Below are 23,189 nucleotides of genomic sequence, written 5' to 3' on the forward strand. Positions count from 1 at the left end.
TCGCGCCGTCATGGCGCTGCCATCGGGCTGTCCCGGCAGGTGCGCAGGCTGCAGGCCAACGCCGCGGCCCGACCTTTCACCATGCTCCAGCTTGAACAGCGCCTGCAGCAGCGTTTCCCGCACTGGTTCCGCGGCCGCCGCGCCGCCCTTGCCCGGCCGCTGCTGCGCGGCATCGCGCGCTGGTCGCGGCTGGACGAGGTCGATGCGTTCCTCGGTGCCAACCGTCATCTGCGCGGCTTCGACTTCGTGGCCGCGGCGATGCGCCATCTCGGCGCCGGCTATGTCGCGGCGGACGCCGACCGTGCGCGCATCCCCGTCCGCGGCCGCCTGCTGGTGGTGGCCAACCACCCCTCCGGCGCGCTGGATGCGCTGGCCCTGCTGGACCTGGTGGGGCAGGTGCGGCGTGACGTGCGCATCGTCGCCAACGATGTGCTGAGCGCGCTGGACGGGCTGGACGAGCTGCTGCTGCCGGTGCGCATCCTGGGCGGACGCCCGACCGTGGACAGTCTGCGCGCGATAGAGGCCGCGCTGGCGCGCGAGGAGTGCGTGATCGTGTTCCCGGCCGGTGAAGTGTCGCGGTTGGGGCCACGCGGCATCCGCGATGGGCGCTGGCGGCGCGGCTTCCTGCGGTTTGCCCGGGCCTGCGCGGCGCCGGTGTTGCCGGTGCACGTGCAAGCGCGCAATTCGGCCCTGTTCTATGGGGCGTCGGCGCTGTTCAAGCCGGCGGGCACCGCGCTGCTGGCGCGCGAGATGTTCGCCCGCCGCGCACGGCGGGTGGTGCTGCGGGTCGGCACGGCGCGCCCGCTGCCGGCCGGCGTCGACGATGCCACGCTGCTGTGCACGCTGCGCCGCGACCTGTATGCGCTGGGCGCCCGGCGTCCATCCGCCGGGCAGCATGCGGAGGTCGGCCCGGGGTCGGCGGTGGAGGCCGTGGCCGAGCCGGTGGCGCCGGCGCTGGTGCGGGCGGCGGTGGCCACGCTGCGGCTGCTGGGGCGCACCGGCGACGGCAAGGAAATCCGGGTGGGCACGCTGGCGGCGGGGTCGCCGCTGCTGCACGAGATCGGCCGCCTGCGCGAAACGACCTTCCGCGCGGTCGGGGAAGGCACCGGCCGGCCGCTGGACCTGGATGCCTGGGACAGCTGGTACGAGCACATCGTGCTGTGGGACGCGGCCGCCGACCGCATCGCCGGCGCCTATCGCGTCGCGCGCGGCGCGCCGGTGTTGGCCGCGCACGGCTTGCGCGGCCTCTACACCGCCAGCCTGTTCGACTACGGCGAAGACGCGCTGGTGCGCATCGCGCAGGGCATGGAGCTGGGGCGCAGCTTCGTCGTGCCGGACTACTGGGGCAGCCGCAGCATCGACTACCTCTGGCAGGGCATCGGCGCCTACCTGCGCGCCTACCCGAAGGTGCGCTACCTGTTCGGCGCGGTTTCGATCAGTGCGGCGCTGCCGGCGGCGGCGCGCGCGCAGATCGTGGCCCACTACGCCCATTGGCACGGTGGCCCGGACGGCGAGGCGCGCCCGCACCGCCCGTTCCACTACGAAGCCGCGCTGCCGGACGATGCCGCGCTGGATGCCGACACCGCCTTCCGCGTGCTGAAGGGCAACCTCGATGCGCTCGGCGCGCAGGTGCCGATGCTCTACAAGCAGTACGTGGAGCTGTGCGAGCCGGGCGGCGCGCGGTTCCTCGCCTTCGGGGTGGATCCCGATTTCAGCGACGCGGTGGACGGATTGATCGAAGTCGACATCCAGCGCATGCGGCCGAAGAAGCGGCAGCGCTACCTGGGTGGCGACGCCGCGTCGTCGCCGGCCGCGCAGGCGGTGGGCTAGGTGGACGCCGCCGGCCCCGGCGACGGCGTGCCGGCGGCGCGTCCCGCCGCGGCCGTCCTGCGGCAGGCGCCGGCCGTGCGCCGTCGTGCGGTCTTCCTCTCCGACGTGCACCTGGGCGCGCGCCATTGCCACGCCGATGCGCTGGCCGACTTCCTCGCCGGCCTGCGCTGCGACCGGCTCTACCTGGTCGGCGACATCGTGGATCTGTGGTGGATGGCGCAGCGGCGGCCGCACTGGGGCGCGGCCCACCAGCGCGTGGTCGAGGCGCTGCACGCGCAGCGCCGCGCCGGTGCGGAACTGGTCTACATCCCGGGCAACCATGACCGCCCCCTTCGCCAGCTCTGCGGCCTGGCGTTGCCGGCGATGCGGGTGCGCCGCCGCGCCATCCACGTCACCGCCGACGGCCGGCGCCTGCTGGTGGTGCACGGCGACGAGTTCGACGCGGTCACGCACTGCGGGCGCCTCCAGGAGAAGATCGGCGACTGGCTGTACTACCGCCTGCTCACCGGCAACCAGTGGCTCAATGCCGCGCGCGGCCGGCTGGGGCTGCGCTACTGGTCGCTGGCCGATTTCCTGAAGTCGAAGAGCGGGGCGGCGGAGCGCTACATCGCCCGCTACGTGCAGGCGGGACTGGACGCAGCGCGCCGGCGCGGCCTCGATGGCATCGTCTGTGGTCACATCCATCGCGCGGCGCTGGTTCAGCAGGATGGACGCATCTACGCCAACGACGGCGATTGGGTGGAAAGCCTGACGGCGCTGGTGGAGGAGCGGGACGGTACGCTGCGGTTGCTGGGGCACGATGGCCGCACGCTGGCCGAGCTGCCGCCGCGCCAGCCGGGCCACGTGCCGGTGCCGGCGTTGCCGCGCGCTGCGTGAGCATTCGCTTCAGGCGGCGGCCGGCAAGCCAGGCGCCACGCCCGCGGCCAGCGCATCGAAGTAGTCGCGGGTCAGCCGCAGCTGCTCGTCCGCGGTCTGCGCGCGGTTGACCACGGCGCGGAAGGCCGCGTTCTCCGGCCGGTCCTTCGCGTACCACCCCAGGTGCTTGCGGGCGATGCGCACGCCCGCCTCTTCGCCATAGAAGGCGTGCAGCGCGTGCAGGTGGCCCAGCAGGATGTCGCGCACCGCGGCCGGCGACGGTTCCGGCAACTCCTCGCCGGTGGCGAGGTAGTGCGCCACATGGCCGGGCAGCCACGGCCGGCCCTGCGCGGCGCGGCCGATCATCACCGCGTCGCAGCCCGTGCGCTCCAGCACGAAGGCGGCCTTGCGCGGCGAGTCGATGTCGCCGTTGGCGACGACCGGGATGGCCAGCATCGCCTTGACCGCGGCGATGGTGTCGTACTCGGCGGTGCCGGTGTACTGCTGGTCGCGGGTGCGGCCATGGATGGCCAGCGCGGCAATGCCGGCCGCTTCGGCGATGCGGGCGATCTCCGGCGCGTTTTTATGGTCGGCATCCCAGCCGGTGCGGATCTTCAGCGTCACCGGCACGTCCACCGCCTGCACCACCGCCTCGACGATGCGCGCCACCAGCGCCGGTTCGCGCATCAGCGCGCTGCCCGCCCAGGCGTTGCACACCTTCTTGGCCGGGCAGCCCATGTTGATGTCGATGATCTGCGCGCCGTGATCGACATTGAAGCGCGCGGCCTCGGCCATTACCTCGGGTACGGTGCCGGCGATCTGCACGCTGACCGGGTCGGGCTCGCCGACATGGTCCATGCGGTGCAGCGACTTGGCGGTGTGCCAGAAGCGCGGGTCGGAGGTGGTCATTTCCGACACCGCCAGCCCGGCGCCCAGCCGCTTGCACAGCAGCCGGAATGGCTTGTCCGTCACGCCCGCCATGGGCGCGAGGATCACCTTCGGTTCGATGGCGTAGGGGCCGATGCGCATGCGCGCATTGTAAGGCGCAGGCTCCGGTGGGCAGGCCAGCCCTGCGACGGCCGCCGCACGCTGCGTGCTAGCGCGTGGCGGTGCCATTGGCCAACGCGGCGCCCGGCGCAATGGCCGCCGCGATGCCGGGGGCCCGCAGCGTCGGTTGCCAGGCCACCACCGTCGCGTCCGCGACGCCGTGTGCGTGGAAGGGGTCCTCCCGCAGCCAGCCTTCGAGGGTCGCGCGATCCGGCGCTTGTGCCAGGATCGCGCCGCCCAGCCGCGGCTCCTGCGGGCCCGACAGCAGGAAGTGGCCGGCACGGTAGTGCTGGGCCAGGAAGGTGCGGTGGTCCTCGAGATGGCGTTCGACCACGTCCAGGGGCTGCCGGTAGGTGAGCAGGATGATGTAGAGCATGGGGCCGTTCTCGGTCAGGGAGTGAGCAGGAGCGAGCCGGCGCTGCGGCCGGCCTCGAGGTGGCGGTGGGCCTCGGCGGCGTCGGCCAGCGGCAGCCGACCGGCGATGGTCGCCCGTAGGCCACCCGCCAGATGGTGCAGCACCGCGCTGCATCCGTCGCGGTAGCGTGCCGGATCGGCCATGAAGCGGAACACTCCGGGACGCGAGACGGCGATCGAGCGGGAGGCGTGCAAGCGGTCGAGGTCGATCATCGCGACTTCGCCCGCGACTTGCCCGATCGAGGCGACCATGCCGAACGGCGCCGCGGCATCGAGCGAACGCGGGAAGGTGTCTCCCCCGATGCCGTCCACCACGAAGTCCGCGCCGCGCCCGTCGGTGAACGCGCGGGTGGCGGCGACGAAGTCCTCGCGGGTATGCACGACGGTGCATTCGGTTCCGTGCGCCCGGGCCAGGGCGGCTTTTTCGTCGGAGCCCACCGTGCCGATCACCCGCGCGCCCAGCGCTCGCGCCCATTGCGACAACAGCAGGCCGAGGCCACCGGCGGCGGCGTGGACCAGCACGGTGTCGCCCGGCCGCAGGGGGCGCACGTAGGCGAAGAGCATGTGCGCAGTGAGGCCGCGCAGCAGGACGGCGGCGGCGGTGTCGTGGTCGATCGCGTCGGGAAGCGGCAGCAGGCGATCCACGGCGATGTTGCGGACATCGGCGTAGGCACCCACCGGCAGGCCGGCATAGGCGGCGCGGCGCCCCAGCCAGGCCGGATCGACGCCTTCGCCCACGGCCTCCACCGTGCCCGAGGCTTCGACGCCCAGGGGGCCGGGAAGCGACGGTAAGGCGTAGATTCCGGTCCGGAAATAGACATCCACGTAGTTCACGCCGATCGCGTGCTGGCGCAGGCGCGCCTCGCCCGGGCCGGGGGGCGGCAGGTCGGTCCGGTCGAGGGCGAGTTGCCCCGTGTCTCCGTAACCGTTCACGAGGATGCGTTGCTGGGACGTGGACATGGGCGGTCATCCGGGGGAAGGAGCCGGCAGCTTATTCGTGCGAATATCGATTGGGATCCCATAAAAAAGCCGGTCAGCCGTGCAAAAACGAACGAGTCAGCCGCCGGAAGCGCCTTCCGCCGCCGTTCCCGTGCCCCAGCCGGATTGGAACGACGTGCGCTATTTCCTCGAGGTGGCCCGCTTGGGCAGCCTGAGCGCGGCCGCCCGCGCGCTGGAGGTGGAGCACAGCACGGTCTCGCGCCGGATCGCCGCCCTCGAGCGGCAGTTGGGCCTGCGCCTGTTCGAGCGCCTGCCGCAGGCGTGGCGGCCGACGGTCGAGGCCGAAGCGCTGCTTCCGCATGCGCGGCGGCTGGAGGAGGAAGCCTTGGCGCTGACCCACGCCGCTCGGGAGCGCGATGCGCTGGCTGGCGTGGTCCGCGTGTCCGCGCCACCGGCGTTCGCGGCCGCGTTCCTGGTGCCGCGGTTGGCCGCCCCGCTGGCGCAGTGGCCCGCGCTGGAGCTGCAATTGCTGGGGGAGTCCCGGGAATCCGATCTGGCGCGGCGCGAGGCTGACGTCGCCCTGCGCCTGCGGCGGCCCGACGATCCCCGCTTGGCCGGCCGTCCGCTGGCGGAGCTGGGCTATGGCCTGTACGCCCATCCCCGCTGGCGCGACGTGGCCGAGGGTGCCTGGCGGTTTCTGCGGCATGGCGACCCCTGGGCCAGCGGGGAAACGGCGCGCTGGCTGGATGCCTATGCGGGCGAGCGTCCCTGTGCGTTCAGCAGCAACGACCTCCTGGCCCTGCGCGAAGCCGCCGCGAACGGTCTCGGCATCGCGCTGTTGCCGCACGTCCTGGGGCGGCTGGAGACGCGGTTGGTTGCAATCGATGCCTGCAGCATCCGCCGGCCGCTCTGGCTGGTGGTCCATCCCGAGGTCCGTCGCAGTCCGCGGGTGGCGCGGGTCGGGGCGCTGATCGCGGACATCGTGTCCGGCGCCGGGGAGCTGCTGGGCTGAGCAGGCGCTCTCAGGCCGCCGCTTCCAGCGCCGCGATCACCTCGCGCCCGTAGCGTTCCAGCTTGGCGGTGCCGACGCCGCCGATGCCGGCCAGTGCGTCGAGGTCGCGTGGCTGGGCCAGGGCGATCGCGCGCAGGGTGGCGTCGTGGAAGATCACGTAGGCGGGCAGGTTCTGCGCGCGCGCGGCGTCGGCGCGCCAGGCGCGCAGGGCGGTGAAGCGGGTGGCGGCGTCTTCGGGCAGGTCGATGACGGGGGCCGCGCCACGCGTCTCGCCGTCACCGCGGGTGCGGCGGCGTTCGGGTTTCGGTGCGTCCATGCGCAGGAGCAACTGGCGCTCGCCGCGCAGCAGCGGCGTGGCGGCCGCGGTCAGCCGCAGCGCGCCGTGGCTGTCGAGGTCGGTCTCCAGCAGGCCGGCGGCGACCAGCTGGCGGAATACGCCGCGCCACTGGCGGGCGTCGAGGTCGCGGCCGATGCCGTAGGTGCTCAGGGCATCGTGGCCGAACTGGCGGATCCTGGCGGTGTCCGCGCCGCGCAGCACGTCCACCACGTGGGCGGCACCGAAGCGCTGGCCGGTGCGGTACACGCAGGACAACGCCTTGCGCGCGGCTTCGGTGGCGTCCCAGGTGCGTGGCGGCGACAGGCAGTTGTCGCAGTTGCCGCAGGCGCCGGCATGGGCTTCGCCAAAGTAGGCCAGCAGGGTCTGCCGGCGGCAGCCGGTGGACTCGACGTAGCCGATCAGTGCGTCCAGCTTGCCGTGCTCCAGCCGCTTGCGTTCGTCGCTGGCCTCGCCTTCCTCGATCATCCGCCGCAGCAGCATCGCGTCGCCCATGCCGTAGGCCAGCCACGCCTCGGCCGGGTCACCGTCGCGGCCGGCGCGTCCGGTTTCCTGGTAGTAGCCCTCGAGCGACTTGGGCAGGTCGAGGTGGGCGACGAAGCGCACGTCCGGCTTGTCGATGCCCATGCCGAACGCGATCGTGGCCACCATCACCACGCCGTCCTCGCGCAGGAAGCGGCGCTGGCGCTCGGCGCGCGTGGCCGCATCCAGGCCGGCGTGGTAGGCCAGCGCGGGATGGCCGTGGGCGGCCAGCCATTCGGCGGTGGCATCCACCTTGCGCCGCGACAGGCAATAGACGATCCCGCTCTCGCCGCGGTGGCCATCGAGGAAGTCGAGCAGCTGGCGGCGGCCGTCGTCCCGGGCCACCGCGCTGTAGCGGATGTTGGGGCGGTCGAACGAGCTGACGAACTGCTCTGCGTCCTGTAGCGCCAGCCGCTCCACGATCTCGCGCCGGGTGGGGGCGTCCGCGGTCGCGGTCAGTGCGATCCGCGGCACGTCCGGCCAGCGTTCGTGCAGCAGGGTGAGCTGGCGGTATTCGGGGCGGAAGTCGTGGCCCCACTGCGAGACGCAGTGCGCCTCGTCGATGGCGAACAGGGCGATGGCCGCGCGGTCCAGCAGGGCGAGGAAGCGCGGCGTCAGCAGGCGTTCCGGCGCGACGTAGAGCAGATCCAGCTCGCCCGCGGCGAACTGGCGTTCGACCCGGGCGGCTTCGGCGCCGTCGAGGCTGGAATTGAGGAAGGCGGCGCGCACGCCCAGCTGGCGCAGGGCGTCCACCTGGTCCTGCATCAGCGCGATCAGCGGCGATACGACGACGCCGCAGCCGGGGCGCAGCAGCGCCGGCAGCTGGTAGCACAGCGATTTGCCGCCGCCAGTGGGCATCAGCACCAGCGCGTCGCCGCCGGCGACCACGCGCGACACGATCTCCTGCTGGCGGCCGCGGAAGGCGTCGTGGCCGAAGACGCGGCGGAGGGTATCGAGGGCGGCGTGGGACATCCGCCATAGGGTAGCAAGTGCGACGGTGCCGGCGTCCGGCATCGCCGGGAAAGCGTGTCAGGCCTGCGGCCTTCCGGCGGGCGCTCTGCCGCGCCGGAGGCCGCCGGCGCGGCTTACTGCAGCAGCGAGCGCAGCATCCAGGCGTACTTCTCGTGGGTCTGCAGGCGCTGGGTCAGCAGGTCGGCGGTGGGGTTGTCGCCGCCGGCGTCGGCCACCTTCAGGACCTTGCGCGCGGTGCGGCACACCGCCTCGTTGCCATCCACCAGCTGCTGCACCATCTCGTGCCAGGCAGGCGTGCCCGTCATGCCAGGCTCCTCGCGGATCGAGGAAAGGCGAACGAATTCTGCGTAGCTGCCCGGTGCGTTGAAGCCCAGCGCGCGGATGCGCTCGGCGATGTCGTCCAGCGCGGTCCACTGTTCGGTGTACTGCGCCTCGAACATCGTGTGCAGGGTGTTGAACATCGGCCCCGTCACGTTCCAGTGGAAGTTGTGGGTCTTCAGGTACAGCGTGTAGGCGTCGGCGAGGAAATGTGACAGCCCGTCGGCAATCTTGCCGCGGTCGCCGGCCGAGATGCCGATGTCGATGCCGGGCGCACTGGCGATCACGGTCTTGTGCTTGCTCTTCGCCTTCACCGGCTTGGCGACGGCCTTGCTCTTGGACATTGCGGACTCCTTGGTGCGCGAGGGAAGGGACTTGCGGCGACAATACGCCGATTCTGTTTCCATCATCTGGACATTACGTATTACCTGCATGGGGTCTTCTGCATCCAAGTTCAATCCGACGGTTGCCGCCGAACTGCGGCAGGCCGCGCGTGCCGTGGATGGCGCGTTGACCCGGGACCGCGGCCGCCTGCTCGGGCTGCTGGCCAAATGGAAGGGCCGCCCCGATGACGCCGCGGCGCGCGAGGCGTTCCTGGCGCGCCTGCAAGCATCGGTGGCCGAGCGTGAACGCCGCGTCGCGGCGCTTCCGGCTGCGCATGTGGACGACACGCTGCCAATCGCCGCGCATGCCGACGAGATCGTCGCCCTGATCCGCGCCCACCAGGTGGTGGTGGTTGCCGGCGAGACCGGCAGCGGCAAGACCACCCAGCTGCCCAAGCTGTGCCTGCTGGCCGGGCGCGGGGCGGCAGGCGTGGTGGGCTGCACGCAGCCGCGCCGCATCGCCGCGCGGTCGGTGGCGCGGCGCGTGGCCGAGGAACTGCAGGTGCCGCTGGGCGGCACGGTGGGCTTCCAGGTCCGCTTCAACGACGCGGTCAGCGAACAGACCGCGGTGAAGTTCATGACCGACGGCATCCTGCTGGCGGAAATCCAGACCGACCGCTGGCTGTCGAAGTACGACACCCTGATCATCGACGAGGCGCACGAGCGCAGCCTCAACATCGACTTCCTGCTGGGTTACCTCAAGCAGCTGCTGCCGCGCCGGCCCGACCTGAAGCTGGTGGTGACTTCGGCCACCATCGACACCGCGCGCTTCGCCGCGCATTTCGGCGGCGCACCGGTGGTGAGCGTGGAGGGGCGCGGGTATCCGGTGGAGATGCGTTACCGCCCGCTGGAGGGCGAGAGCGAAGAGGATGGCGGACAGCGCACGATCGTCGATGGTATCGTCGCCGCCTGCGACGAGATCATGCGCGACAAGGGCATCGGCGACACCCTCGTCTTCCTGCCCGGCGAGCGCGAGATCCGCGACGTCCACCAGGCGTTGGAGCGGCGCAAGTATCGCCACACCGAGGTACTGCCGCTGTACGCGCGGCTGTCCGCGAAGGACCAGGATCGCGTGTTCCATCCGGGCCCGCAGCGCCGCATCGTGCTGGCCACCAACGTGGCGGAAACCTCGTTGACGGTGCCGCGCATCCACTACGTGATCGACCCCGGCCTGGCCCGGGTCAAGCGCTACAGTCCACGCCTGAAGCTGGACCGGCTGCACATCGAGGCGGTGTCGCAGGCCAGCGCCAACCAGCGCGCCGGCCGCTGTGGCCGCATCGCGCCGGGCACCTGCTTCCGCCTGTATTCGGAAGCCGACTTCGCCTCGCGCCCCGAGTTCACCGACCCGGAGATCCGCCGCGCCGCGCTGGCCGGGGTGATCCTGCGGATGCTGGCGCTGGGGCTGGGCAATATCGAGGATTTCCCGTTCCTGGAGCCGCCCGATCCGCGCGCCATTGCCGATGGCTGGCAGCAGCTCAATGAGCTGGGCGCGGTGGATGCCCACCGCAAACTCACCGCCATCGGCAGGACGATGGCGAAGCTGCCGGTGGACGTGAAGCTGGCGCGCATGCTGGTGGCCGCCCAGGCCCACGGCGTGCTGCGCGAGATGCTGGTGATTGCCAGCTTCCTTGGTATCCAGGATCCGCGTGAACGCCCGGCCGACGCGCGTGCCGCCGCCGATGCTGCCCACGCGCAGTTCAACGATGCGAAATCCGAGTTCGTCGGCATCCTGAAACTGTGGGCAGGCTACCGCAGCGCGCACGAGGAGATGACCCAGTCGCAGCTGCGCAAGTGGGCCGACAAGCACTTCCTCGGGTTCCTGCGTCTGCGCGAATGGTGGGAGCTGCACCGGCAGTTGAAGCTGCAGTGCGAGGCGCTGTGGCCGGAACAGGCGGCAAAGGAGTCAGGTTCACTTTGCGCAAAAGATGAACCTGACCCCCTTTCCTACGCCGCGCTCCATCGTGCGCTGATCGCCGGCCTGCCCACCCAGCTGGGGCATCGTGGCAGCGATGGCGATCGCAAGGCCGCTGGTCTTTACGACGGTCCGCGGGGCCGCAAGTTCCAGCTGTTCCCCGGCTCGAAGCTGGCCAGCAAGCCGCCCCCGTGGGTGCTGTCGGCCACGCTGCTGGACACCGAGAAAGTCTGGGCGATCACCAACGCCGCGATCGAGCCGGATTGGGCGATTGCCGAGCTGCCGCACCTGCTGGCGCGCCGGCAGCATGATCCGCGCTGGTCGCGGGCGCAGGGTCGCGTGCTGGGCAGCGAGCAGATCAGCCTGTTCGGGCTGGTGCTGGCGCCCAAGCGGCCGATCCACTATGGCGCGCTGTTCCCCGAAGAAAGCCGTGGCATCTTCGTGCGCGAGGCGCTGCTGACCGGCGAGATCAACACCCGCAGCGCCTTCCTCGCCCGCAACCTGCGCACCCTGGAGCTGGCAAAGCAGGAAGAAGCCAAGCAGCGCCGGGCTGGCCTGGTGGTGGACGAGGAGTGGCAGGCGCGCTGGTACCTGGACCGGCTGCCGCCGCACGTGCACAACGCGCAGGCGTTGGACGCCTGGTACGGCAAATTGTCGAAGGACGGGAAGGCCGCGCTGGAGTGGTCGCGCGATGACCTGCTGGTGGCCGACCAGACCGATGCTGCGCGCTTCCCGGCCTACATCGCGCTGGGCGAGACACGGCTGGCGGTGCAGTACCGCTTCGAGCCGGGCGCACTGGACGACGGCATGACCGTGGCGGTGCCGCTGCACCTGCTCAATGCGCTGGATGCCGCCCGCCTGTCATGGCTGGCGCCCGGCTTCGTGGAGGACAAGGCGGCGGCGCTGATCAGGTCGCTGCCGAAGGCGCTGCGGCGCAACTTCGTGCCGGCGCCGGATTTTGCCCGCGCGTTCGCGGAAGCCTTCGCGCAGCCGGACGCCGACAGCATCGAAGGCGCGCTGGCGAAATTCCTGAAGAGACTCTCGGGCGTGGAGGTGTCCGTGCTGGATTTCGACACCGCCGCCATCGAGCCCCACCTGCGCGCCAACCTGCGCCTGCTGGACGGCAAGGCGGTGCTGGCCGAGTCGCGCGATCTGGACGATCTCCGTGCCCGCTTTGGCCAGCGCGCCGCGCAGGCGTTCGCGCAGCACGCCGCGCAGGGCATGGCGCAGGCCGGCCTGACTACTTTTCCCGAGACGCCGGTTCCCGTGTCGGTACCGGGGGCTGGCGGCGTGCCGGCCTGGCCCGCGTTGCAGGACGATGGCGACAGCGTGTCGCTGGCCCTGCACGCGCAGCGCGAAGAGGCCGAACGTCGGCATCCACAGGGCGTGCGCCGGCTCTTGGCCATCGCGCTGGCCGACAAGCTGAAGCAGGCGCGCAAGCAGCTGCCGGTGCAGCCGAAGATTTCGCTGCTGTATGCGGCCATCGAGTCGGCATCGCCGCGCAAGGACGGGCTGAAGGACGCCGATCGCCTGCGTGCCGATCTGGTGGACGGTGCCTTCGATGCGCTGACCGCAGCCGGCCTGCTGGGCGTGCGCGATGCGGACGCCTTCGCGCAACTGCGCGATGCCCTGGCCAAGGCGCTGTTCGGCGAGGCCATGCAGCGGCTGCGTCAGGCGGAGACCATCCTGGGCCTGGTCGCGGAGGTGCGCGCCAAGCTTGAATCGAAGCTGATCGGCTGGGCGCGCGCCAATCTCGACGACATGCGGGCGCAACTGGAGGCGCTGGCGTCGCCCGGGTTCCTGCGCGATACCCCGGCCACCGTGCTGGCGGAATACCCGCGCTGGCTGAAGGCGCTGTTGTTGCGCGCCGAACGCGCCCAGCGCGATCCGGTGCGTGACCAGCAGCGGATGCTGGAACTGGCCCCATTCGCCGACGCCCTGGCCACCGCCGACCCGGCCGACCCGGAGGCACAGGCACTGCGTTGGGACCTGGAGGAGCTGCGTGTCCAGCTGTTCGCGCAGGAGCTGGGGGCGAAGGGCGGGGTGTCGCCGAAGCGGCTGGCGCAGCGGCTGGCACGGCTGCGTCACGGCCAGGCCCCGCAAGGGAAGGTCTGAACAGCGCCATCCTGGCGTTGCCAGCCCACGTCAAGCCCGGCACATGCCCGGACTTGGCCCGCACGTATCCATCACTTGCGCGATCGATGCGTGGTCGGCCATCGTGGCCGACGGAACTCTCCGAGTTGTTCGATGATTCCCAAGGCGGTGGCCGCGTCATCCGCGGGCCGCTACTGTAGTCGTATGTCCGTTCCTGCCACCGCCACCATCACCTGGGCCGACGCGCTGGCGCGCCTGCCGCAGGACGCACTGCCCGCGCCGCTGGCGGCGTTCTGGCACGCGCGTGCCGAGGCTGGCGCGCCGATGCGCGACCGCGCCGAGGTGCTGGCCGACACGCTGGCCATCCTGGTCTCGCTCAATGCCGATGCGGAAGTGCTGGCGGCCACCCTGCTGGATGCGCTGGTGGACGTGGAGGCGCTAGCCGGCGCGGCCGGTGTCGGCGTGCCCGAGCGGCTGCACGTGCTGCTGGAGGGCCAGCGTGCCGCCAGCCGCGTGTGGGCGCTGCACCGGGACCACGGTGGCGGCCGCAATCCCGAGGGCATGCGCCGGCTGCTGCTGGCGCTGGTGCGCGATCTGCGGGTGATCCCCATCGTGCTGGCGCGCCAGCTCTCGCGCATGCGTGCGGCCTGGCGCCTGCCGGCCGACGAACAGCGCGCGCTGGCGCGGATGACCCGCGACATCCATGCCCCGCTGGCCAACCGGTTGGGCATCTGGCAGCTCAAGTGGGAGTTGGAAGACCTGGCCTTCCGCATCCTGCAGCCTGCGGACTACCTGCGCATCGCGCAATCGCTGGACGACAACCGCGCGGGCCGCGAGCGCTACATCGAAGCCGTGCGCACGCAGCTCTCCGACGCGGTGGCGGGGCAGGGCATCCCCGCCGACGTGGCCGGGCGGCCGAAGCACATCTACAGCATCTGGCGGAAGATGCAGCGCAAGGCGCTGCCGATCGAGGAACTGTACGACCTGCGCGCGCTGCGCGTGCTGGTGGAGGACATTCCGGCCTGCTATGCGGTGCTGGGGCTGGTGCATGCGCTGTGGGTGCCGATCCCCAGCGAGTTCGACGACTACATCGCCCGGCCCAAGCCCAACGGCTACCGCTCGCTGCACACCGCGGTGATCGGCCCCGAGGGCAAGACGCTGGAGGTGCAGATCCGCACCCGCGAGATGCATGCGCAGTCCGAGCTGGGCGTGGCCGCGCACTGGCGCTACAAGGAGGGCGGCAGCGCCGGTGGCGCGGCGATGGACAAGCGCATCGCGTGGATGCGCAAGCTGCTGGAGCAGGCGGCGGAGGCGGCGGGCGAGGGTGAGGCCAGCCCGCTGCAGGGCATCGACAGCGACCTCGTCGAGGACCGCGTCTATGCGCTCACGCCCAAGGGCGAGGTGGTGGACCTGCCGCAGGGGGCCACCGTGCTCGATTTCGCCTATGCCATCCACAGCATGGTGGGCCATCGCTGCCGCGGGGCGAAGGTGGACGGCCGCATCGTGCCGTTGACCCATGTGCTGCGCACCGGCCAGCGCGTGGAGATCCTGACCGGCAAGACCGCGCAGCCGCGTCGCGACTGGCTGCAGCCCAGCGCTGGTTTCCTGGCCAGCAGCCGTTCGCGCGACAAGGTGCGGGCCTGGTTCAACAAGCTGGACCGCGCGCAGAACCTGCGCGAGGGCCGCGAGCTGCTGGACCGCGACCTGCGCCGGATGGGGCTGCTGCATGCGGACCTGTCGCCGGTGCTGGGCAAGTTCAACGCGCAGACGGTGGATGACCTGCTGGTACTGGTGGCATTGGGCGACGTCGGTCCCGCCCAGGTGGGGCGGGCGCTGCTGGAACTGGAGAAGGTGGCGCAGGAGCCCGAACCCTCACCGCCGGCGCTTCCCGCCAAGCCGGCCGCGCCGGCGGCGCCGGGTAGCGGCACGGTCACTGTGCAAGGCGTGGACAACCTGCTGGCGCAGGTGGCGCGCTGCTGCCAGCCGTTGCCGGGTGAAGCCATCGTCGGCTACCTCACCCGCGCGCGGGGGGTCAGCGTGCATCGTCCCGACTGCGCCGCGTTCCTGCGGCTGGCCGGCAAGGAGCCGGCACGCGTGCTGGCGGTGGAATGGGGGGCGCATCGCAGCGGCCAGGAGGTGGCGATCCGTATCGAAGCGGTGGACCGCAAATGGCTGCTGAAGGACATCACCACGCTGGTTGCCCAATTGGGCGTGCACCTGCTGGGGCTGCATACCGAACCGCTGCGTGGTGGCAACGCGCGCGTGCGGCTGCGGTTGCAGGTGCGGATCGCCGATTTCGAGCAGTTGGGGCTGCTGCTGGCGCGGCTGGAGTCGCTGTCCGGCGTCGAGTCCGCACGCCGCGCATGAAGCGCTGCACGTCCGTACCGGCATGGCGTGCGCGATGGATGGCCCGTTGGCATGCCTTGCCGCGGGGGTGGCGGCAGGGCATCGTGGCGCTGGGCGTGGCCAGCGTGCTGTGCGTGCCGCTGGCCATCGTGCTGCGCGACCCGCTGGGCCGTTGGCTGTGGCCCGATCCGCGCTACGACGCCCTGCGCCAGCGTGCCGATGCGGCCTTGCAGGCAGGGCGATTGACCGGCCACGAAGGCGCACGCGCACTCTACGAAGCGGCGCTGGCACTGCAGCCCGACCGGCTGGAGGCGAGCGAGGGCCTGGCGCGTGTGGGCCGGGCCGCGCTGGCACGGGCCGAGGCGCACCTGCGCGCAGGGGATCCCGCGCAGGCGCTGGCGGCCCTGCAGCTTGCCCGCGACCTGCAGGCACCGGCGGCCCGCATCGATGCGCTGCAACGGCAGGCGCAGGCGCTGCAGGCACGGGCCACAGGCCTGGAGGCGCTGCTGGCCCGCGCGCAGGCCGCGCAGGCCTTCGGTCGGCTGGATGACGGTCCTGATGCGGCCCTGCCGCTGTACCAGCAGGTGCTGCAGGCCAGGCCGCGCGACCAGCGCGCGCTGGAGGGACGCGAAGATGCGTTGTCCGACCTGCTGCGGCCGGCCACGGCCGCGCTGGCGCGCGGCGATCTGGCCCTGGCGGCCGACCGCGTGCGCCGCGCGGAGCGTTTCGATCCGGGGCATGCCGCCCTGCCCGCGCTGCACGCCGGTCTGGCGCGCGCCATTGAACAGCGGGACGTCCGCGTGCGGCGGCTGCTTGCAGGCGGGCATCCAGCCGCCGCCGCACAGGTGTGCGACGCATGGCGCGCCGAGGAAGCGGTCCTGCAGCCGCCCGCCTGCGCTTCGCCGCTGGGCGAGGCCCTGCTTGCGGCGGCTACGGCAGCCGCCCCGCGTCACCCTCGCGATGCCGCGCGCCTGCTGGCGATGGCCGCCGATGCCGGTATCGCGCCGACGCGGCTGCAGGCCGTGCAGCGTCGCCTGCGGACGGATGCCGGCGATGCCGCGCCCGCCCGCGACGAAGCATCGCCACGCCGCCAGGCGCAGGTTGCGCAGGCACTGGCGCAGGCGGAACAGGCACGCCTGCGCGGCGACTGGCTGACGCCGCCGGGCGACAGCGTCTGGGACCACCTGCGTGCGGCGGTTGCACTGGCGCCTCGGGATCCGCGCGTGCTGCGTGCAATGGCGGCGCTGCAGGCCGCGGCGCAGCGGTGCCACGCCGATGCGCTGCGCGACAACAACCTCGGGCGCGCCGGGGAATGCCTGCAGGCGTGGCGCCAATTGGCGCCGGCCGAGGATGGCCTGGCGACGGCCCAGCGGCGGCTGGCGCAGCGCTGGCTTGCGGTGGGCAGCGAATGGCTCGAGGCCGGTCGCACCGACGATGCCCGGCGCGCCCTTGCGCAGGCGCGCGCCATGGATCCCGGCGTGCCGGGACTGGATGCCTTCGCAGACCGCCTGCGCCGGGCGCGCTGAGTCGCCGACGCCTCGGCTCAGGCAAGGAAGTGGGCCCGCACCACGCTCCGCGCGGCATCGGCCGAGAAATGCCGGGCCACGTTGGCGCGACCGCGTTCCGCCAGCGTCGTCCACAGCCCATCGTCGTCGAGCAGGCGCAGCACGGCCTGCGCGAATGCGTCCGGCGTGTCGGCTACCAGCACGTCCTCGCCGTCGTGCAGGTGCATGCCCTCCACCGCGCAGGTCGTTGCCACCACCGGCAGGCCGTGCGCCATCGCCTGGTTGACCTTGCCCTTCACGCCCGCACCGTAGCGCAGCGGCGCCACCGAGACCCGGCAACCGTCCAGCCACGGCTGCAGGTCGGGCACGTGGCCGTGGATGGTCACGCCCGGCTGCGCCGCCAGGCGTGCCACGGCCTCGGGCACGTCACCGCCGATGCAGTGCAGGCGCACGTCGGGCCGCACCGTGCGCAGCCGCGGGAACACCTCAGCGACGAACCAGTGCACCGCATCGACGTTGGGCGGGTGGCGGAAGCCGCCCACGAACAGCAGGTCACGGCGCGCCTCGGGGCCCGGCCCGGGCGGTGCCGGCCGATGCAGGTTGGACAGGACCTGCACGCGCGCGCCGGGCGCATCCTGCGCCAGCAGGCTGCGTTCCACCTCGCTGACCACGAAGGTGGCATCGGCTTGGTGGATCAGCGCCAGCTCCAGCGCCTGCGTGCGGCGTGCGGCGCGCAGCGCGGCGGCATCGCCGGCCAGCTCCGCCGCGCGGCGCTCGCGCAGGTAGTGCAGGTCCACCGTGTCGAACAGCAGCCGTGCCTGCGGCGCGTGGCGGCGCAGCAGCGGGAAGCACTCGCTGGCGACGTAGTGGCGGCTGACCATGGCCGCGTGGAAGCGGGGGCCGTGCTCGCGCAGCCAGGCGGGCAGTCCCTGTGCATACGGAGCGTGCCAGCACTCCACGCCGATCGCCTGCAGGGCGCGGGTGTAATCGCCGTCGGCTTCGCGGTTGGCCGGCAGGAACACCACGTGTGCGTCTTCCTCGATCAACAGGCGCATGAGTTCGACCAGCCGCAGCGAGCCGGAGTCGCGGTCCGGCTGCGGGGTCAACGCGTCGATGATGAGTATCTGGCGCTGGCCGCGGTGCAGCGTGGCCGGCGTCGGTTCGATGCCGGGCGGTAGCTGCCGCGACAGCGCGTCCCGCCATTTATCGGCGAAGACCGCGCGGTTGCGCACCTGCGCCGCCTTCGGCCCGGTATTGACGTCGGTGCCGGACGTGGCGCCTTCGTCGTGCACCACGATCGCCGCCGGCTGGTACAGCGTGCGCAGGCCGGCAGCGCGCACCGCGAAGGCGAGATCGGTGTCCTCGTAATAGGCGGGGGCATAACGCGTGTCGAATCCACCCAGTTGCTGGAACAGGGCCCGCGGGAGGGCGATCGCCGCGCCGCTGAGGTAATCGGCATCGCGCAGATAGCCGAACCGGCAGTCCGCGGGGTCGCCGAAGCGCCCGTAGTTCCAGCCGCTGCCGTCGGCGAATACCACGCCGCCGGCTTCCTGCAGGCGGCCGTCCGGATAGACCAGGCGCGCGCCCACCAGCCCCGCGCCGGCCACGGCGTCGAAGGTGGCCAGCAGGGCATCCAGCCAGCCCGGCTGCGGGACGGTGTCGTTGTTCAGGAAGACGAGATGGTCACCGCGTGCCAGCGCCGCGCCGTCGTTGCAGGCGGCGATGAAGCCGCCGTTGGCCGGCCGCGCGAGGACGCGGATTCCTTCGATCGCACGCAAGTGCTGCAGCGAGTCGTCGGGCGAGGCGTCGTCCACCACCACCACCTCGAACGGTGTGCGCGGCGGGTGCGCGGCGATCGCACGCAGACAGGCCAGCGTGTGCGGGAACGCGCCATGGACGGGGATCACGATGCTTGCACGCGGCGCGTCCGAAGCCGGCACCGCGAACGGCGCGAAGGGGGCCTGTGGCGGCAGGTACAGGGCCGGGGCGCCGACTGGCGCGCGCCGGAACTGCAGCACCATCCGGCGCCAGGTGGCCGCCACGCCGCGGTTGCGCAGGCTGGCCCAGCCGCGCCGCCACAGGCCAAGCGCGCGCAGGCACCAGAAGCGCGCTTCGACGGGAACCGGCATCGGGCTGAACTCCTCCACAAGGATCGGGGAACCCCGACGTGGCCGTGCAGGCGGCTGCGCTAGACTCGGGGGCTAACGCCATTGTCGCATCCACTCGGCTGATCGCCTGCCAATGCCCCGCATCCAAGACGAAGAAGACGCGCTGTACGAGGACGAGGATAGAGGCGCAGGCGGCAGCGGGTGGCAACGCCGGCTGCTCACCTGGGGCCTGGCTGCGGCGGCCCTGCTGCTGGGTTTCCTGATCCCGTACCTGCTGTACCTGAACCACCAGGTCGGCGAGCGCTTCGGCAAGCTGCGCTGGCAGGTGCCCACCCGCGTCTATGCGCGCCCGCTGGTGCTGCGCCAGGGCCTGGTGCTGGACGCGCAGACCCTGAAGACCGAGCTGGACGCCGCCTCCTACCGCGATGGCGACGGCCAACGCCCCGGTACCTATGCCCGCAACGGCGCACGCTGGCGGATTTCCAGCCGCGGCTACAGCGACGTGGATGGGCGGGTGGCGCCGGCGATCCTGGACGTCACCGTGTCTGGCGGCCAGGTGGATGCCATCCGCGACGTTAAGGCCAAGCGCGCCCTGCGCAGCGCCCGGCTGGATCCCGCCCGCATTGCCACGTTGTACGGGCAGAACCAGGAAGAGCGCCGCCTGGTCCGCATCGAGGAAGTCCCGGAGCTGCTGGTCACCGGGCTGCAGGCGGTCGAGGATCGCGATTTCAACCACCACATTGGCATCGATTTCAGCGGCATGCTGCGCGCCGCGTTCGTCAACGTGAAGTCCGGTGGCGACACCCGCCAGGGCGCCAGCACCCTGACCCAGCAGCTGGCGCGCAGCGGCCTGTTGGGCATCGGCAAGGAGCAGACCTACAGCCGGAAATTCAAGGAAATCCTGTTCGCTTTGCTGCTGGAGGCGCGCTATGACAAGCGCACCATCCTCGAGGCCTATCTGAACCAGGTCGACCTGGGCCAGCGCGGCGCGCAGACGATCCGTGGCGTCGCGGCGGCGTCCGAGTTCTGGTTCGGTCGCGACCTGAAGGATCTGTCCACCGAACAGATCGCCCTGCTGATCGGGATGGTCAAGGGGCCGTCCTGGTACAACCCGCGGCGCAACCCCGAGCGTGCTCTGGCCAGGCGCAACTTCGTGCTGGGCCAGATGCGCGAGACCGGGCTGATTGACGAGAAGGAATACCGGCGCGCCGTGCAGGCGCCGCTGGGCGTCACCGGCAACGCCGGCAATCTGGCTGCCAACCGGTTCCCGGCCTACGTGGATCTGGTGCGCAAGCAGCTTGCGCGCGATTACCCGGCGGACAAGCTGTCCGGCGCGGGCCTGACGGTCATGACGGGCATGGCGCCCTCCGCACAGGGCTATGCCGAAGGCGCGGTGGCACGCACGCTGGCAGCATTGTCCACGCGCGGCCGGCCGCCGCTGCAGGCGGGGCTGGTGATGACCGATGTGCACAACGGCGATGTGCTGGCGGTGGTGGGCAGCCGCGAGTTCACCGAGCCGGGGTTCAACCGGGCAGTGGACGCCAGGCGCCCGGTCGGCTCGCTGCTCAAGCCGTTCGTCTACCTGCTGGCGCTGGCGCAGCCCGATCGGTGGTCGTTGGCCAGCACCATCAGTGATGCGCCGGTGACCATCGGGATGGGGGGCGGGAAGGTCTGGCAGCCAGGTAATTCCGATGGCCGCAGCCACGGCGATGTGCGCCTGATCGACGCCCTGGCGCAAAGCTACAACCTTGCGACGGTGCGGCTGGGCATGGCCGTGCAACCCCAGCGGCTGGCGGCGCTGATCCGCACGCTGGCGGGCATCGATGCCCAGGCGCAGCCTTCGCTGATCCTCGGCGCGGTGGACCAGAGCCCCTACGCGATGGCACAGCTCTACCAGTTCCTGGCGTCCGGCGGGGAGATCCAGCCGCTGCATGCGGTGCGCGGCGTGCTGGATGCGAAGGGGCGCACCATCAAGCGCTACGACAGCGATGCGCCGCCCGCGCAGCGCGGCGATGCGGTGGCGGCCCGTCTGGTTGGCAATGCGCTTCAGTATGCGGTGACCTCGGGCACCGGTCGCGCGCTGATCCGCGATGGCCTGGGCCGCCTGGCGCCGGCTGGCAAGACCGGCACCAGCAATGACAGCCGCGACAGCTGGTTTGCCGGTTACACCGGCGACCATCTCGCGGTGGTCTGGGTGGGCAACGACCAGAACCAGCCCACCGGCCTGTACGGTGCCACCGGCGGCATGCGCGTGTGGTCCGACATCTTCGCCCGGCTGCCCAGCGCACCGCTGCGCCTGTCCAGCGACGGCATCGACTGGCGCTGGGTGGTGGACGCCCAGAGCACCGACGCCGATTGCCCGGGTGCGCGCTACCTGCCTTTCGTAGCCGGCTACGCGCCGCCCTACCAGCCATGCCCTTACGCGCCGCCGCCCGAACTGGACGAGTTCGGCAACCCGCTGCCCGTCGGCGAGGATGGGATGAATCCGCTGGAGCGCGCCGGCCAGGCGATCCGCAACTTCTTCGGCGGCGGCGATCCCGCGATGCAGGCGCCGCCCCCCGCCGCGCCGCCGCGGCCCGCACAGTGAGTGCCGACGAAGTGCCGGCTTCGCGGCTGGCACGGGCAGCCCGCGAAGCGCTGGGCAGCGAGGCCGCACTGGCCCGCGCCCTGCCCGGATTCCGCACGCGGCCCGCACAGCAGCGGCTGGCGGTGGCCGTGGCCGAGGCGTTCGAGCGCCGCGACGTGCTGCTGGCGGAGGCCGGCACCGGCACCGGCAAGACCTATGCCTATCTGGTGCCGGCGCTGCTGTCGGGCCTGAAGACCATCGTGTCCACCGGCACCCGCGCGCTGCAGGACCAGCTGTACCTGCGCGACCTGCCGCGCGTCCGCGAGGCGCTGGGCGTGGGCCTGAAGACCGCGCTGCTGAAGGGGCGCGCCAATTACCTGTGCCGCTACCGGCTGGAGCAGGCCAAGGGCGAACCGCGGTTCACCACCCGCGAGCAGGTCAGCCAGTTCCAGCGCGTGGTGGCCTGGAGCGGGCGCACCCGCAGCGGCGACATGGCAGAGCTGGAATCGCTGGCCGAGGATTCGCCGCTGCTGCCGCTGGTGACGTCCACCGCCGACAACTGCCTGGGCACCGAGTGCCCGTTCTGGAGCGAATGCTTCGTGGTGCAGGCGCGTCAGCGGGCACAGGCGGCCGACCTGGTGGTGGTCAACCACCACCTGCTGCTGGCCGACCTGGCGCTCAAGCAGGAAGGCTTTGGCGAGATCCTGCCGGGCGCGCAGGCCTTCGTGGTCGACGAGGCCCACCAGCTGCCGGAACTGGCCGCGCAGTTCTTCGGCGAGGGCTTGGGCGCGCGGCCGCTGGTGGAGCTGGCTCGCGACGCGATCACCGGCTGCAAGGAAGTGGCCGGCGCGCTGGGTGCCGTGCAGGGGCCGGCGCGTGATCTCGAGCAGGCCACCCGCGCGCTGCGCGCCTTGATGGACAACCTGCCAGTGCGCGGCACCGTCTGGCGCGCGCTGGACACAATCGATATCGAGCCGGGCTTCCAGTCCCTGGCGCAGGCATTGCAGCGTCTGCGCGACACACTGGCGCCTCTATGCGAGGCGGCGCCAGCGCTGGAGGGGTGCCATGCGCGTGCTGAGGACCAGTTGGCGCGCCTGCGGCGCTGGCTCGGCGAGACGGCCATGGCGGACGGCGCGTCGCCCGATCCGGCCCCTCCTGACGTTCCCTCGCCCGGCATGGGCGCCAGGCCCGAGGCCGTGTCGGTGCACTGGTACGAACTCACCCCGCGCGGCTTCCGCCTGCAGCGCACGCCGCTGGACGTGTCCGCGCCGCTGCGTGCGCACCGCGAGGCCTCGCACGCGGCGTGGGTCTTCACCTCGGCCACGCTGGCGGTGGCGGGGCGTTTCGACCACGTGGCCCAGCGGCTGGGCATCGAGCAGGCCCGCGAGCTGATCGAACCCAGCCCGTTCGACTGGGACCGGCAGGCCCTGTGCTACCTGCCCAAGGGCCTGCCGGAACCGGCCTCGCGCGATTACGGCGCGGCCCTGCTGGAGGCGCTGCGTCCCGTGCTGCAAGCCTCCGCGGGGCGCGCCTTCCTGCTGTTCGCGTCGCACCGTGCGCTGCGCGAAGCCGCCGAGGCGCTGCAGGACGGGCCGTGGCCGCTGTTCGTGCAGGGCACTGAACCGCGGCACGTGCTGCTGCAGAAGTTCCGGGAGTCTGGCAATGGCGTGCTGCTGGGCACCGCGAGTTTCCGCGAGGGCGTTGACGTGGCGGGCGATGCGCTGTCGGTGGTGGTGATGGACAAGCTGCCGTTCGCCGCTCCGGACGACCCGGTGTTCGAGGCGCGGCTGGACGCGATCCGCCGCGCAGGTGGCAACCCGTTCCGCGACGAGCAGCTGCCGCAGGCAGTGATCGCACTCAAGCAGGGCGCCGGCCGGCTGATCCGCACCGAAACCGACCGTGGTGTCCTGGTGCTGTGCGATCCGCGGCTGGTCGGCAAGACCTATGGCCGCACCTTCCTCGAGTCCTTGCCGCCGCTGCCCAAGACCCGCGAACTCGCGGATGTGCAGGCGTTCTTCGCGGATAATTGAGC

General features: G+C 71.8%; 14 protein-coding genes. 8 read left to right on the forward strand and 6 right to left on the reverse strand.

Features of this window, described 5'->3' with window-relative positions; translation table 11 throughout:
• Positions 1-81 precede the first annotated feature (81 nt).
• The gene (locus ACK4SG_RS10330; RefSeq protein WP_409601667.1) at positions 82-1,830 is read left to right on the forward strand and encodes a GNAT family N-acyltransferase; all 1,749 of its coding nucleotides are present in this window, start codon (positions 82-84) and stop codon (positions 1,828-1,830) included.
• Between the two features lie 57 nt (positions 1,831-1,887).
• Entirely contained in the window at positions 1,888-2,706 is an 819-nt protein-coding gene (locus ACK4SG_RS10335) for a UDP-2,3-diacylglucosamine diphosphatase (RefSeq protein ID WP_409601766.1), read from the forward strand.
• 9 nt (positions 2,707-2,715) lie between these two features.
• Here ACK4SG_RS10335 and dusB read toward each other — a convergent pair whose 3' ends face one another.
• From dusB to ACK4SG_RS10350, 3 genes are all read right to left on the reverse strand, one after another.
• Positions 2,716-3,714 carry a tRNA dihydrouridine synthase DusB gene (gene dusB, locus ACK4SG_RS10340; protein WP_409601668.1) on the reverse strand — a complete coding sequence of 333 codons (999 nt, stop codon included), beginning with the start codon at positions 3,712-3,714 and terminating at the stop codon, positions 2,716-2,718.
• A gap of 67 nt (positions 3,715-3,781) precedes the next feature.
• Complete coding sequence (locus ACK4SG_RS10345) at positions 3,782-4,108, reverse strand: YciI family protein (protein WP_409601669.1); 327 nt, start codon at positions 4,106-4,108, stop codon at positions 3,782-3,784.
• A gap of 14 nt (positions 4,109-4,122) precedes the next feature.
• Complete coding sequence (locus ACK4SG_RS10350; protein WP_409601670.1) at positions 4,123-5,106, reverse strand: quinone oxidoreductase family protein; 984 nt, start codon at positions 5,104-5,106, stop codon at positions 4,123-4,125.
• A 130-nt stretch (positions 5,107-5,236) separates the two neighbouring features.
• On the opposite strand from ACK4SG_RS10350, the gene ACK4SG_RS10355 reads away from it, so the two are divergent.
• Positions 5,237-6,097: a LysR family transcriptional regulator gene (locus ACK4SG_RS10355; RefSeq protein WP_409601671.1), complete on the forward strand. Its 861-nt coding sequence runs from the start codon at positions 5,237-5,239 to the stop codon at positions 6,095-6,097.
• Between the two features lie 10 nt (positions 6,098-6,107).
• Here the strand turns inward: ACK4SG_RS10355 and recQ are convergent, their stop codons facing one another.
• Together recQ and ACK4SG_RS10365 are read right to left on the reverse strand one after the other, a co-directional pair.
• Positions 6,108-7,925 (reverse strand): DNA helicase RecQ, encoded by a 1,818-nt coding sequence (gene recQ / locus ACK4SG_RS10360; protein WP_409601672.1) that lies wholly within the window; start codon positions 7,923-7,925, stop codon positions 6,108-6,110.
• Positions 7,926-8,038: 113 nt separating this feature from the next.
• On the reverse strand, positions 8,039-8,587 hold the full coding sequence (locus ACK4SG_RS10365) for a Dps family protein (RefSeq protein WP_409601673.1): 549 nt from the start codon (positions 8,585-8,587) through the stop codon (positions 8,039-8,041).
• An 88-nt stretch (positions 8,588-8,675) separates the two neighbouring features.
• Here ACK4SG_RS10365 and hrpA point away from each other — a divergent pair, with 88 nt between their 5' ends.
• The 3 genes from hrpA (at position 8,676) to ACK4SG_RS10380 (ending at position 16,504) form a co-directional block, all read left to right on the forward strand.
• Positions 8,676-12,653, forward strand: a complete 3,978-nt coding sequence (gene hrpA / locus ACK4SG_RS10370; RefSeq protein ID WP_409601674.1) for an ATP-dependent RNA helicase HrpA — start codon at positions 8,676-8,678, stop codon at positions 12,651-12,653.
• Between the two features lie 132 nt (positions 12,654-12,785).
• Positions 12,786-14,999, forward strand: a complete 2,214-nt coding sequence (locus tag ACK4SG_RS10375) for a RelA/SpoT family protein (RefSeq protein ID WP_409601675.1) — start codon at positions 12,786-12,788, stop codon at positions 14,997-14,999.
• Positions 15,000-15,037: 38 nt separating this feature from the next.
• The gene (locus ACK4SG_RS10380; protein ID WP_409601676.1) at positions 15,038-16,504 is read left to right on the forward strand and encodes a hypothetical protein; all 1,467 of its coding nucleotides are present in this window, start codon (positions 15,038-15,040) and stop codon (positions 16,502-16,504) included.
• A 17-nt stretch (positions 16,505-16,521) separates the two neighbouring features.
• Here the strand turns inward: ACK4SG_RS10380 and ACK4SG_RS10385 are convergent, their stop codons facing one another.
• Positions 16,522-18,612: a glycosyltransferase gene (locus ACK4SG_RS10385; protein WP_409601677.1), complete on the reverse strand. Its 2,091-nt coding sequence runs from the start codon at positions 18,610-18,612 to the stop codon at positions 16,522-16,524.
• 112 nt (positions 18,613-18,724) lie between these two features.
• On the opposite strand from ACK4SG_RS10385, the gene mrcB reads away from it, so the two are divergent.
• Together mrcB and ACK4SG_RS10395 are read left to right on the forward strand one after the other, a co-directional pair.
• Entirely contained in the window at positions 18,725-21,178 is a 2,454-nt protein-coding gene (gene mrcB, locus ACK4SG_RS10390; protein ID WP_409601678.1) for a penicillin-binding protein 1B, read from the forward strand.
• An 11-nt stretch (positions 21,179-21,189) separates the two neighbouring features.
• On the forward strand, positions 21,190-23,187 hold the full coding sequence (locus tag ACK4SG_RS10395; protein WP_409601767.1) for an ATP-dependent DNA helicase: 1,998 nt from the start codon (positions 21,190-21,192) through the stop codon (positions 23,185-23,187).
• Positions 23,188-23,189: the final 2 nt, after the last annotated feature.

The sequence above is a fragment of the Thermomonas sp. genome (genome assembly GCF_046293095.1).
Classification (GTDB): Bacteria; Pseudomonadota; Gammaproteobacteria; order Xanthomonadales; family Xanthomonadaceae; genus Thermomonas.